Below are 12,578 nucleotides of genomic sequence, written 5' to 3' on the forward strand. Positions count from 1 at the left end.
TCCACCTCAACTCATGAGGTCGCGGATTCGCTCCCTGAGGTGAACCGTAATGCAGAGTCAGCCGTCTGGGGCGGGGCCCACCGCACCCTGAGCACGCCGTCGCGCAGCGCCGCGCCGCCGATCCTGCGGCGCGCCAGCGCCGCGGGCAACGCCAGGATCCTCCGGTACGGGCCCGCCGTCACGATCAGCTCGTCGCCCTTACGCGCCAGGTCGATGTCGTCGCGGTCGGCGCCGGGCAGGGCGAGCACCAGTTCGTCGGCGGTCATCCGGAGCGGCGGCTCGACGGAGTGGGGGGCGAACGGGTCGGAACCGGCGTACATCACCGCGCCCAGGTCGGCCAGCGCGTCCTTGCCGACCGGCTCGGCGGGCAGGTAGGGGACGACGTGGATGGGCAGGGGCGCGAACGACTGCTCCGCCTCGGCCAGCAGTCTGGACTGCGCCGCCACCCACTGGGTGCGCCACTCGTCGGCGCCGCCGGCCGGGAAGACGCGGTTGGCGATGACGGCGTCGACGCGGTAGCCGTACAGGCTGAGTGAGGTGAGGGTGCGCCTGGCCTCGGCGAGCACCACGGACTCGGGCGTGAGCACGAGCCGGACGGAGGCGTGGTCGCCGGTGAGCAGCTCGCGCACCTCCATCAGGCCGCGGTGGAAGCGCTCGGCCGCGCTCATGACGTCTTCGCCGGGGGCGCTCACGCGGGCCACGCTGCGCACGAACGGCGAGACCAGCCGCACGATCTTGCGGCCGACCGGCATGAGCCTGGTGACGTGCCAGTCGAGCGCCTCGGGCAGGGCCAGCAGCCGCAGCGTCTCGGCGGTGGGGGCGCAGTCGACCACGATCACGTCCCATCGGCCCTGCCTGGCGTGCTCGCGCAGCTCCAGCAGGGCGATGACCTCCTCGGCGCCCGGCAGCACCGTGATCTCCTCGGAGGTGATCTCGTCGAGGCCCAGCTCGGACAGCAGGCCCCTGGCGTAGTCCTGCAGCTCGCCCCAGTGGCGCTCCAGCGTGCGCTGGGTGTCGACCTGGTGCAGGTGCAGGCCCGGCGCGATCTCCCCCGGTTCGACGGCGAGCGCGTCGGCCAGCGAGTGGGCGGTGTCGGTGGAGACGATCAGCGTCTTCAGCCCGCGGGCGGCCGCGAGCGTGGCGGTCGCGGCGGCGGCCGTGGTCTTGCCGACGCCGCCCTTGCCGGTGAAGAGCAGGACCCGCGGGCTCACCTCAGCGGCCTTCGACGCGCTTCTTGAGGCCCTTGAGCGCGGTGTCCACGATGACCTTCTCGGCCTTGCGCTTGATCAGGCCGATCATGGGCACGCTGAGATCTACGGTCAGCTCGTACGTCACGTCGGTGCCACTGCCCGCGTCGGCGAGCCGGTAACTTCCCCGCAGGTCGGAGACCATCTTTCCCGGCTCGACCACCTGCCAGCTCACGACGTCGTCGCCCTGCCAGGTGTAGCCGAGGGTGTAGGAGTCGCTGATCGGGCCCGCGTCGAGGACGAACCGCACGTTCTGCGGTTTGCCGTCGGCGCCGGTGCTGAGGACCTCGGCGCTCTTGACCTGCCCGGCCCAGTCGGGATAAGAGGGGAAATCCTCGATGACCGCCATGACGTCGGCGCGGCCTGCCCCGATGGTGGTGCTCGAAGTGGTGCGATCAGGCATGCGACCACCGTAATGCAGAATCCGCTCATTGCGGCGGACCGCTGATCACACTCTGCGGCGGACCGCTGATCACCACTCCAGCACGTACGGCACGCCGCGGCCCCGGAAGTGGCCGACGTTGACGCATTCGGTACGCCCGACGCGGGCCCGCCCGTGCAGCGGGTTGTGCACGTGGCCGAACAGGGCGTAGCGCGGCTGGGTGCGTTCGATCGCCCTCAGGGTGGCCTCGCTGCCGCGCTCGAACCGCCGGGCCACCACGTCGTAGAGCAGCTCGGGCACGGCGGGCGGGATGTGGCAGCACAGCACGTCGACCTCGCCGACGGCCTCGACCTTGGCGGCGTATTCCTCGTCGGCCAGCTCGTACGGGGTGCGGTAGGGGGTCTTCAGCCCGCCGCCCACGAACCCGAACCGCAGCCCGCCGATCTCCGCCACCTGCCCGTCGAGCACCTCGTGCCCCGGCCTGAGGTAGTCGGCCCACAGGCGCGGGATGTCCACGTTTCCGTAGGTCAGATAGGCGGGGGCGGGCATGGCGGCGAAGAGGGTCTCGTACTGGGCGCGTACGTTGCGTTCGATGTGCTCGCGCGGATCGCCCTCCAGCGTGGCCCACAGCCGCGCGGACATGGCCCTGGCCTCGTCGAACCGCTTGGCCGTGCGCAGGGCGATGAACGCGGCGGCGTTCTCGGCGCCGAACAGGTCGGCGAAGATGCCCTGCGCGTGGTCGTCGTAGTCGACGAACAGGATCAGGTCGCCCAGGCAGATCAGCGCGTCGGCCCCGTCACCGGCCCTGGCCAGTGCGTCGGCTCTGCCATGGACATCGCTGACGACGTGCACCCTCATGGGGGAGATCCTACGAGTGGTGGCTGCTAGCGTGATGAACGCCCTCCATAACGCCTCAATGACGGAGCTACCAGCGCGTAACTTAAAGCGGTAACGTCCAGGCGTTCCCCGAAGAGGAGTTGATTCGTGCGCGAGTACAGCGTCCCCGTCCTGGTCGACGTGCCCGCCTCCGCCAGCCTGCCGGACACCGTGTTCAAGCGGGCCGAGCGGGAGCCTGGTGCCGTGGTGATGCGTCGCAAGGCCGGCACCGGCTGGCCCGTGGTCACCGCGGCCGAGTTCCGCGACCAGGTGGTCGAGGTGGCCAGGGGGCTCATCGCGGCGGGCGTCGAGCACGGTGACAGGGTCGCGCTGATGTCGCGCACCCGTTACGAGTGGACGCTGGCCGACTACGCCATCTGGTCCGTCGGCGGGGTCACCGTGCCGATCTACGAGACCTCCTCGGCCGAGCAGGTCAGGTGGATCCTGGAGGACAGCGCGGCCAAGGCGGTGTTCGTCGAGCTGGACGGGCACGAGGAGACGGTCAGGCAGGCCGCGCCCGGCCTCGCGTCGGTCTGGCGGATCGACGGCACCCTCGATACCGGCGACGTCCCGGCCGCGGCCGTGGACGAGCGCAGGGAGCGGGTCGTCGCCGCCGACCTGGCCACGATCGTCTACACCTCCGGCACCACGGGCCGGCCCAAGGGCTGCCGGATCAGCCACGACAACCTGCTGTTCACCGCGCTCAACGTGCTGCGGGGGCCGCTGGAGCCGCTGTTCGCCCGCAAGGACCCGGCGGCGCTGCTGTTCCTGCCGCTGGCGCACATCTTCGCGCGGATGATCCAGGTCGTGCTGATCGAGGCGGGCGCCGTCATGGCGCACACGCCGAACATGAAGAACGTCGCCCCCGACCTGCAGGACTTCAAGCCCACGTTCCTGCTGGGCGTGCCGCGGGTGTTCGAGAAGGTCTACAACGGCGCCGAGCAGAAGGCCATCGCGGGCGGCAAGGGCAAGATCTTCGCCGCCGCGGTCGACGTGGCGGTGGCCTGGAGCAAGGCCGAGAGCACGGGCGGCGCGCCGCTCGGGCTGAAGCTGAAGCGGCTGGTCTTCGACAGGCTGGTCTACGGCAAGCTGCGCGCGGCCACCGGCGGCCGGCTCTCGGCGGCGGTGTGCGGCGGCTCGGCGCTCGGTGACCGGCTCGGCCACTTCTTCAAGGGCGTCGGCATCGAGGTCTTCGAGGGCTACGGCCTGACCGAGACCTCCGCGCCGTGCTCGGTCAACATGCCGGGCGCCAACAAGATCGGCACCGTCGGCAAGCCGCTGCCCGGCGTCACGCTGCGCATCGGCGACGACGGCGAGATCCTGGCCAAGGGCAGGAACGTCTTCGAGGGCTACTGGCACAACGACGACGCCACCGCCGAGGTGATCGACGCCGGCGGCTGGTTCCACACCGGCGACATCGGCGAACTGGACGCCGACGGCTACCTGCGGATCACCGGGCGCAAGAAGGAGATCCTGGTCACGGCGGCCGGCAAGAACGTGGCGCCGGGGCCGCTGGAAGACGCGCTGCGCGCCCATCCGCTGATCTCCCAGGCCATGATCGTGGGCGACGACCGGCCGTTCGTCGCGGCCCTGATCACCCTCGACCCGGAGGCGGTGCCGGCGGGCTCGAAGATCGCCGACCTGCGGACGGACCCGGAGGTGCTGGAGCAGATCCAGGCGGCCGTGGACCGCGCGAACCTGGCGGTGTCGAAGGCCGAGCAGATCAAGAAGTTCACGATCCTCGAGGCCGACATCACCGAGGAGAGCGGGCACCTCACGCCCACGCTGAAGGTCAAGCGCAACCTGGTGATGCGCGACTTCGCCAAGGAGATCGACGAGCTGTACGTCGGGCACTGAGCCCTTCTAGACGGCCGCCTCGGTCGCCCGCAGGATCGCGGCCAGCGCGTCCCGATGGGCCTGGAGCTCGGCGAGCTGATCGTCCAGGCCCGTCAGGCGGCCGCGCAGGTGGCCGACGGTGCAGGCGGCGAGGACCTCGCCCGTGCCCGAGACGCAGGGCAGCACGTCCCTGATGACCCTCGTCGGCAGCCCGGCTGCGAGGAGGGTGCGGATGCGGCGTACGACGACCGGGGCGTCCTGACCGTAGCGGCGGTGGCCGCCGTCGCCACGGTGTGAGGTCAGCAGGCCCTGCTCCTCGTAGTAGCGCAGCAGCCTCGGGCTGACCCCCGTCTCCTGGGCCAGCGCTCCGATCTTCATGTGACACTCCTCACAGGCGCTTGAATCTCACATCCGTGTGAACTTCTAGCGTGACGGGCATGAGAGAAATTCCTGGTGAGACCTTCCTTCTCGGCGGCGACCTGCCCCTGAACCGGATCGGCTACGGCGCGATGCGCCTGGCGGACGGCCCCGAACCGGCGCCCTCGGCCACCGAGGCCCCCATCTGGCGCGCCCCGGCCGGCCGCGCCGGCGCCGTCGCTCTTCTGCGCAGGGCCGTGGAGCTGGGCGTGAACCTGATCGACACGGCCGACGCGTACGCGCTGGGGGCCAACGAGGAGCTGATCGCGGAGGCGCTGCGTCCGTACGAGGGCGTGACGGTGGCGACCAAGGTCGGCGTCGTCCGCCCGTCGCCTGCCGAGTGGGTGACCCACGGCCACCCGGCCTACCTGCGCCAGCAGGCCGAGCTGAGCCTGCGGCGGCTGCGGGTGGACCGGATCGAGCTGCTGCAACTGCACCGCGTCGACCCCGAGTACCCGCTGGCCGACCAGATCGGCGCGCTCAAGCGGCTCCAGGACGAGGGCAAGGTGCGCCACATCGGGCTGTCCGAGGTGACCGTGGACGAGCTGCGGCAGGCTTCGGAGATCGCGGCGATCGCGAGCGTGCAGAACCTGTACAACCTGAGCACCCGGGAGCACGACCCCGTGGTGGACTACGCGGCCCGGCACGGGATCGCGTTCCTGCCGTGGTTCCCGTTCGCGGCGGGGGCGCACGCCGGGCCGGGGAGCCCGCTGGCGGAGGTGGCGGCCGAGATCGGGGTCACGCCGGCGCAGGCGTCGCTGGCGTGGCTGCTGCGGCGCTCCCCCACGGTGATCCCGATTCCGGGGACGTCTTCCGTGGGGCATTTGGAGGAGAACGTGGCCGCTTTGTCGATCGAGCTGACCGAGGAGCAATACGACCGGTTGTCTCTCTCCGTCTAAAAAATCATCGCCATAAATTGGGTCTATTTTTCCGGATTTAATCTCCCAGATCCCCTCTGAGCAGGGGAATCTCCTTTCGATTCGGGGTTCTTGGCCGGAGATCACCGGGTAATCTCGTGGCAAAGCAACGGGACCGGAGATTTCCTGCATCCCCGGTCCCTTACCCCAAGGTAAGGGAGATCACCATGAGCATCAAGGCAGCCGGCGTTCTGCTGGGCGACAAAATTCAAAGCGAGCTGATCCAGATCCGCGCCGACCAGCGGGAGATGGGCCAGCAACTCACCGAGCGCATCAACGGCGTCGCCAACGACGTCAAGAAGCTGAGCGCCAGGATGGACGTCAAGTTCGCCGAGGTCGACGAGCGGTTCGACGCCGTAGACAAACGGTTCGACACCGTCGACCAGCGACTCGACGCCGTAGACAAGCGACTCGACACCGTCGACGAGCGATTCGACACCGTCGACGAGCGATTCGACGCCGTCGACGAGCGATTCGACGCCGTCGACAAACGGTTCGACGTCCTCGACGAGCGATTCGACGCCGTCAACAAGCGACTCGACACCGTCGACCAGCGGTTCGACACCGTCAACAAGCGACTCGACACCGTCGACGAGCGATTCGACACCGTCAACAAGCGACTCGACACCGTCGACGAGCGATTCGACGCCGTCGACAAACGGTTCGACGTCCTCGACCAGCGGTTCGACACCGTCAACAAGCGACTCGACACCGTCGACCAGCGGTTCAACGCCGTCAACAAGCGACTCGACGTCCTCGACGAGCGATTCGACGCCGTCGACAAACGGTTCGACCGCATGGAGGCGAGGCAGGACTCCACGCATGCGACCCAGCTCGAGATGATGAAGATCCTCGTCAAAATCCAGAGCAAGCTCGACATCAACTAGTCACACCCCAAGGACGGGCTCGTGGTGAAGGCGGGCCCGCCCTTTCATGTCCCCGGGTCGAGGTCCAGGGTGGGCAGGGGCGGGGGGTGGTGGTAGCCGCTGGCCTGGAGGCGGAACATGTGCGCGTACAGGCCGTCGGCGGCCATCAGTTCGTCATGGCCGCCCAGTTCGGCCACCACCCCGTCCTCCAGGACCGCGATGACGTCCGCCGCCCGTACCGCGTTGAGCCGGTGGGAGATGAGCAGGCTGGTGCGGTCGGCGCGGTAGCGGCGCATGCGCAGGTGCACGTCGTGCTCCGCCGCCGGGTCCAGCCCCGAGCTGGGTTCGTCGAGAATCATGAAGTCGGCGTGGTCGCGCAGGAACGCCCTGGCCAGCGCCACCCGCTGCCACTGCCCGCCCGACAGGGTGACGCCGGTCGGCGGGCGTTTGGCGGGTTTGAGCGACAGGACGAACATCCGGGTCAGCGCCGTGTCATACCCGTCGGGCAGCTCGCTGATCGCCTCGTCCACGCCCGCGTTGACGGCGGCGGTCCTGATGCGGTCGAGGTCGTCGATCGCGGACAGGTCGCCGACGGCGATGTTGTCGCGGGCGCTGAAGTCGTACGTCATGTGGTCCTGGAAGACCGCCCCGAGCCGGGCGCGTAAATCGGCCGGGTCGAGGTCGCGCAGGTCCACGCCGTCCCAGTGGATCGAGCCCTGGACGGGATCGTAGAAGCGGCACAGCAGCTTGGCGAGCGTGCTCTTGCCCGCCCCGTTGAGCCCGACGACCGCGAGGGCCTGCCCGTACGGGATCGTCAGGGTGACGCCCCGCAGCACCCACGGCAGGTCGTCGGCGTAGCGGAACCAGACGTCGCGCAGTTCGACGCCGGTCCGCAGCGGGCCCGCGGGGGCGGGTTCGGCGGCGAGGGGCAGGTCGGGCGGGCTGTGCACGATGTCGGCGTAGTGGGAGAACAACAGGAGTTGCTGATGCGTGCGCGCGATACCGTTCACGAGCCCCGCCAGCCCGCCCTGCAGTCCCGCCACCGCCGCGATGAACATCGACACGTCGCCGACCGTCAGCGTGCCGGCCCCGGCCGCGATCACCGCCCAGACCAGGCCACCGCCGGCGATCAGGGCGCCGAGCAGTTCGAGGCCGCTCTGGACGGACAGGTCCCTGCGGTCCATGGCCCGCTCGGCGTCCTGGGAGATGCCGCGCTCGTTCAGCATGCGGCGGCGCAGGAACGGCCCCAGGCCGAACAGCCGCACCTCCTTGGCCGCCGCGACGCTGCCGAGCAGGTGGGTGTAGAATAGCTCGCGCCGCTGTACGGGGGCGATGTCCCAGATCATCCTGGCCCGCCGCCTGGCCAGCGCGACCTGCGCGATCAGCGCCGGGATCCCGGCGACCAGCACGACACCGGCCATAGCGGGCGAGATCAGCACGACCGAGGCGACGAAACCAGCCAGCGTCAGGGCGGTCCTGGCCAGCTCGAAGGCGCTCGTGACGAGGCTCCTGGCCATGGAGCCGCCCTGCGCGGCCAGCCGGAGGCGGTCGAGGAAGGCCGGGGTCTCGAACGGGGCGAGGCCGACGAAACGCTCCATGGCGACGTACAGGCGGTCGAGGGCGTGTAACGAGACCTGCCGGCCCATCTCGTTCCCGAGGTAGAGCGCGACCTGCGGCAGCGCCGCCACGGCCACGCCGACCGCCACCAGTGACACGAGCGGGACGATCAGCTCGCTCAGCGGCGCCCTGGCGACCAGGGCGTCGATGACGAACTTGGTGAGCCAGGCGACGGTCACCGGCAGGCCGGACTGGACGAGCGTGAGGAGGATCAAACCGGCGGCGCGCACGCGTCCCGCGTGCCACACCAGGCCTGCCGCCTCGGCGACACTGCGCCGCGTCGACTCCATGCCGCCAGGCTAGGCGGCCCGGCGGTGGCGCGTTGACGGCGTCAGGTGCCGGGCGGGCCGGCGATGACGAGTTCACCCACATGGCCGGCCTGGGGCAGGCCGGGGTCGGAGACGAGGACGTCGGCCTGGCGCTGCCGACGCTGATCGTCTTCCAGCTCCCGCACGAGCGGTTCGTCGCCGGGCTCACGCTCGGCGCCACCAAAGGCCGGACCGGTCCTCCTTGAAGAAAACGGGGAGGCGATTCGCCTGTGGTGAGGTCAGAGGAGGTCGTGAAAGCGGGCCGCGACCTGGTCCCACGCCCATTCGCGGGTGATCCAGTCGCGGCCGGCGGCGCCCATCTTGCGCGCCTTGGCGGGGTCGGACAGCAGCTCGACGATGGCGTGCGCCACCTCGCCCGCGTCCGCGCCGTCCACGACGAGCCCGGTCTCGCCGGGCCGCACCGCGTCGGGCGCGCCACCGGACGCGCCCGCCACCACCGGCAGCCCGCTCGCGGACGCCTCCAGGAACACGATCCCGAGCCCTTCGACGTCCACCCCCCTCCACCGGGTACGGCACGGCATCGCGAACACGTCCGCCGCCGCGTAGTAGCCGGGCAGGCTCGCGGCCGGGACCGTGCCGGTGAACCTGATCGACTCCCGCCCGGCCGCCAGCCGCTCCAGCGAGCTCCGGTGCGGGCCGCCGCCGACCAGCAGCAGCACCGCGTCCGGGACCGAGCGCAACACCTGGGGCCAGGCCCTGATGAGCCGGTCCTGGCCCTTGCGCGGCACCAGCCGCGACACGCACACGACCACCGGGCGCCCTGACAGGCCCAGCTCGGCCTTGGGAGCGCCGGGGTGGAACTGCTCGGTGTCGACGCCCGGCGCGAGCCGTACGAGCTTGCCGGGCGGCACCACGGCGGCCAGCCGCCGCCGCGTGTACTCCCCCAGATACGTGACCACGTCGGCGTGCTCGCCGATCCTGCGCAGCACGGCGCGGAACCCCGGCGCGCTCGCCCACGACGCCTCATGGCCGTGGGTGAGCATCACCACGCGCCGCGCGCCCGCCGCGCGCAGGCGCGGGGCGAGCAGGCCGAGCGGCGCCGCCGCGCCGAACACGACGGTATCGGCGCGGTGCTCGGCCACCAGCCCGGCCGCCGTACGCGCGACGGCCGGGGTGGGCAGCATGAGCCGCGTCGGATGCCGCACGATCCGGTACGGCTGCCGCCGGTCGAACTCCTCGCAGCCCGGCCAGAAAGGGGCGTAGACGGCCACCTCCGGCGTGCGCAGCGCGAGCCCGTGCACGAACGACTGGATGCCGCCCGGTCGCGGCGGAAAGTCGTTGGTCACGATGACCACGTTGGTCACGGCAGCGGGACGCCGTTCAGCTTGGCCCACGAGCGGGCCATGGCGATGCGCTCGGGGCCGGAAGGATGCGAGACATAGAGGACATATTCCACCGCATCCGGCGACAAGTCGGAAATATTCGTGACTGCGAGGCGTTTCTGCATCGCGATGAACGTGGCCGGATCCTTGGTCAGATCGAGCGCGTGGACGTCGGCCCGGCCCTCGATGTGCCGGCTGATCACGTTCTGGATCGGGCCCATGATCAGCGAACCGATGGTCATCAGCCCCATGACCGCGCCGACCGCACGGGGATCGGCGATCGAGGTGACGCCGGTGCGCCGCCGGATCGCGCCGAACACCAGGAACAGCAGGATCGCGCCCAGCGCCGCCCCCAGGCCGCCGATGAGCGTGCCGTAGAGCACGTCGTTGTACTTGGCGTGCCCCAGCTCGTGCGCCACGACCAGCTCGACCTCCGCCGGCGGCGCCTTGAGCAGGTTGTCGTAGACGACGATGCGGCGCGTGGCGCCGAAGCCGGACACGTACGCGTTGAGCGCCGTCGTCCTGCGCGAGGCGTCGGCGACCAGCACGTCCTCGACCGGCACCCCGTCGCGCTCGGCCAGGTCCAGCAGATTCGTCCGCAGCGAGCCCTGCTCCATGGAGGTGAACTCGTTGAACATCGGCTCGAAGACCACCGGATACACGAACGACGCCACCAGCGTCAGCGCGAACGCGCCCACGGCCGCCGGGATCCACCAGCGCCTGACCTTGCGGGCCAGCGCCACGAGGGCGAGCAGCATGAGGCAGAGCAGGAACACCTCCACGCCCATGCCCTTGAGCCGGTCGACGCTCCAGCCCGCCCAGTCCTGGATGGACAGGCCGTAGTCCCGCATGATCGTCTCGAACCACATGCCGAGCGGCCACCTGAACACCTCGACGATCGCGGTGATCACGATGATGCCCAGGATCACCCGCAGCCACCAGGGGCCCTTGAGCCGGCCCAGCACCGTGGCGCCGAAGGGCGTGGCCACGAGCAGGCCGGCGAAGACGAGCGTGAGCGCGAGCGCCAGATAGCTCGGCAGGGTCGTGGCCGCGTCGAACGCCTGCGACCTGGCGATCTCGGCGGAGCTGAAGTCGGCCGCCGGGTCGGGCGGGCCGCCGGTGAGCACCTGCCAGGGGGTGCTGAAGACGGCCACCGCCAGGATCACCAGGCCGAGCAGCACCATCGCGATGGCGGCCTCCCGCCTCAGCCGGCCGCCCGATGCGTCTGCGTCCACCTCCCTACCATCCCCCCGTCCGCTCTCCGTTCTCCCCGCCGGCGCCGTATCGGCCGCGTCGTCCTCGTCGAGTCGTTCGCTCATCTGCCTCCCCCTCATCCGAGCTGATCCCGCACGTACGCGCGCCACCGTGCCGTCAGCGAGTCGACGGAGAGCCCCTGTGCGGCGAGCGCCTGATCGACGCCGGCCGCCCGGGCGTCACGGTAGAGCCTCACCAGGGTCCCCTCACCGAACCGGTCAGCGAGGAAGCGACACGCCAGCCAGGCCTCCTGGTACGCCCGCGCGAGGCGTGCCGGGTCGCGCCCGTCAGCCGCGAAAGCCGCAGGTCCGGGCAATGCGGACGGCAGACGCCCGGCGCGCACCTCGGCCGCCAGCTCGGCGGCGGCCGTCCGCACGGGCAGCCCGGCGTCGCGGTAGCCCACGTAGTCGGCGAACCCCTCGTAGAGCCAGACCGGCAGGCCGCCGGTGCCGGCCGCGACATGGGTGAGCTCGTGGGCGAGGACCACGTCCTTGCCGACGGAGTTGAGCGCGGCGAAGAACTCGGGGACGACGATCACCCGCCCGCCGTCGGCCACCGCCGCCAGCCCGTCGAGCCGCCCCACACCGGCCAGCCGGGCCGCCTCCGCCGTGGACGCGGGCACCACGACCAAAGGGGTGACCGGCTCGCCCAGCACGTCGGAGACCCTCGTACCGGCCGTGTCGGCCCTGCGCGCCAGTTCGCCGAGTGTCGCGGCGCCGGTGTGGTGACCGACGACGACGGACCGCCTGCCCCGGCTCACGACCGTGCCGTCGCGCCACAGGTTCCGCAGTCCAGGGGGAAGGGCGGGGATCGGGGCGCCGGCGGAGGCGAAGGCGAGCAGCAGGAGCCCGGTCAACGCGGCTCGTCGGCTCACCTGCTCTGGCACGAGCCCAGATCGTAGTGCGTGGGCCCGACTGTCACGCCCATGTCAGAGCGCGCGAAAGCCCCGCCCGAATTCCTTCGGGCGGGGCTTGTTCACATGCCGGGACGAACCGCGCCGACGAACGACGACCTACGCCATCCGCCCAGCTTGTCGATGCGCACCCGTTCGCCTGTCCGAGGCGAGTGGATCATCTTGCCCTTGCCGACGTACATGCCCACATGGCCGAGCCCACTGAAGAACATCAGGTCACCAGGCTTGAGATTGCGCCAGGAGACCTTGTTCCTGATGCGTGCGAACTGGCTGTTCGTCACGCGCGGGAGCTTCACTCCGGCCTTCTTCCAGGCGAACTGGACGAGTCCGGAGCAGTCAAACGAACCAGGGCCTGTGCCTCCGTACCGGTACGGGTCACCGATCTGGTTCTTGGCCACGGCGACGGCCTTGCGGGCCTTCGTTTGCTGCCGAGCGGCTCTGGCTGCTCTCCGCTGAGAGGCCGTGGCCGCCTTCGCCGACGTCTTGGCGGTGGTCTCCGCCCTGACCGGCGTGGCGGCCGAATCGCTCGTCGTCGCCGCCTGAGCCGTGGGGGCATGGAGGACCAAACCTCCGGCCGTCACGGTCATCGTGAGTGCAACGCC

At 70.6% G+C, this 12,578-nt stretch carries 13 protein-coding genes; 4 read left to right on the forward strand and 9 right to left on the reverse strand.

The window, feature by feature from the left end; genetic code table 11:
- Positions 1-11: 11 nt before the first annotated feature.
- The 3 genes from C4V41_RS21685 to C4V41_RS21695 all read right to left on the reverse strand — a co-directional run bounded on the left by C4V41_RS21685 (position 12) and on the right by C4V41_RS21695 (position 2,487).
- Complete coding sequence (locus C4V41_RS21685; protein WP_103957707.1) at positions 12-1,211, reverse strand: ArsA family ATPase; 1,200 nt, start codon at positions 1,209-1,211, stop codon at positions 12-14.
- Between the two features lies 1 nt (position 1,212).
- Positions 1,213-1,650 carry an SRPBCC family protein gene (locus C4V41_RS21690; protein ID WP_103957708.1) on the reverse strand — a complete coding sequence of 146 codons (438 nt, stop codon included), beginning with the start codon at positions 1,648-1,650 and terminating at the stop codon, positions 1,213-1,215.
- Positions 1,651-1,719: 69 nt separating this feature from the next.
- The gene (locus C4V41_RS21695) at positions 1,720-2,487 is read right to left on the reverse strand and encodes a metallophosphoesterase family protein (protein ID WP_103957709.1); all 768 of its coding nucleotides are present in this window, start codon (positions 2,485-2,487) and stop codon (positions 1,720-1,722) included.
- Between the two features lie 126 nt (positions 2,488-2,613).
- Between C4V41_RS21695 and C4V41_RS21700 the strand changes: the two genes are divergently transcribed.
- A complete protein-coding gene (locus C4V41_RS21700) occupies positions 2,614-4,362 on the forward strand; it encodes an AMP-dependent synthetase/ligase (RefSeq protein ID WP_103957710.1) in 1,749 nt (582 codons plus the stop codon).
- Between the two features lie 6 nt (positions 4,363-4,368).
- On the opposite strand, the gene C4V41_RS21705 is transcribed toward C4V41_RS21700, so the two are convergent.
- Positions 4,369-4,719: a MerR family transcriptional regulator gene (locus C4V41_RS21705; RefSeq protein WP_103957711.1), complete on the reverse strand. Its 351-nt coding sequence runs from the start codon at positions 4,717-4,719 to the stop codon at positions 4,369-4,371.
- Positions 4,720-4,778: 59 nt separating this feature from the next.
- Between C4V41_RS21705 and C4V41_RS21710 the strand changes: the two genes are divergently transcribed.
- Both C4V41_RS21710 and C4V41_RS21715 read left to right on the forward strand, forming a co-directional pair.
- Complete coding sequence (locus C4V41_RS21710) at positions 4,779-5,657, forward strand: aldo/keto reductase (protein WP_103957712.1); 879 nt, start codon at positions 4,779-4,781, stop codon at positions 5,655-5,657.
- Between the two features lie 185 nt (positions 5,658-5,842).
- The gene (locus tag C4V41_RS21715; protein ID WP_103957713.1) at positions 5,843-6,562 is read left to right on the forward strand and encodes an LA_3659 family protein; all 720 of its coding nucleotides are present in this window, start codon (positions 5,843-5,845) and stop codon (positions 6,560-6,562) included.
- A 44-nt stretch (positions 6,563-6,606) separates the two neighbouring features.
- On the opposite strand, the gene C4V41_RS21720 is transcribed toward C4V41_RS21715, so the two are convergent.
- A complete protein-coding gene (locus C4V41_RS21720) occupies positions 6,607-8,448 on the reverse strand; it encodes an ABC transporter ATP-binding protein (protein WP_103957714.1) in 1,842 nt (613 codons plus the stop codon).
- A 32-nt stretch (positions 8,449-8,480) separates the two neighbouring features.
- On the opposite strand from C4V41_RS21720, the gene C4V41_RS60795 reads away from it, so the two are divergent.
- On the forward strand, positions 8,481-8,672 hold the full coding sequence (locus C4V41_RS60795) for a hypothetical protein (protein ID WP_146103731.1): 192 nt from the start codon (positions 8,481-8,483) through the stop codon (positions 8,670-8,672).
- A 33-nt stretch (positions 8,673-8,705) separates the two neighbouring features.
- On the opposite strand, the gene C4V41_RS21725 is transcribed toward C4V41_RS60795, so the two are convergent.
- The 4 genes from C4V41_RS21725 to C4V41_RS21740 all read right to left on the reverse strand — a co-directional run bounded on the left by C4V41_RS21725 (position 8,706) and on the right by C4V41_RS21740 (position 12,563).
- Complete coding sequence (locus C4V41_RS21725; RefSeq protein ID WP_103957715.1) at positions 8,706-9,791, reverse strand: glycosyltransferase family 4 protein; 1,086 nt, start codon at positions 9,789-9,791, stop codon at positions 8,706-8,708.
- Positions 9,788-11,044 (reverse strand): M48 family metallopeptidase, encoded by a 1,257-nt coding sequence (locus C4V41_RS21730; protein ID WP_235030290.1) that lies wholly within the window; start codon positions 11,042-11,044, stop codon positions 9,788-9,790. Before C4V41_RS21730 ends, C4V41_RS21725 begins: the two co-directional genes overlap by 4 nt.
- A gap of 95 nt (positions 11,045-11,139) precedes the next feature.
- Complete coding sequence (locus C4V41_RS21735; RefSeq protein WP_146103732.1) at positions 11,140-11,949, reverse strand: gluzincin family metallopeptidase; 810 nt, start codon at positions 11,947-11,949, stop codon at positions 11,140-11,142.
- An 89-nt stretch (positions 11,950-12,038) separates the two neighbouring features.
- The gene (locus tag C4V41_RS21740) at positions 12,039-12,563 is read right to left on the reverse strand and encodes a C40 family peptidase (RefSeq protein ID WP_103957718.1); all 525 of its coding nucleotides are present in this window, start codon (positions 12,561-12,563) and stop codon (positions 12,039-12,041) included.
- Positions 12,564-12,578: the final 15 nt, after the last annotated feature.

The sequence above is a fragment of the Nonomuraea solani genome (assembly GCF_900108335.1).
In the GTDB taxonomy this organism is placed as follows: domain Bacteria; phylum Actinomycetota; class Actinomycetes; order Streptosporangiales; family Streptosporangiaceae; genus Nonomuraea; species Nonomuraea solani.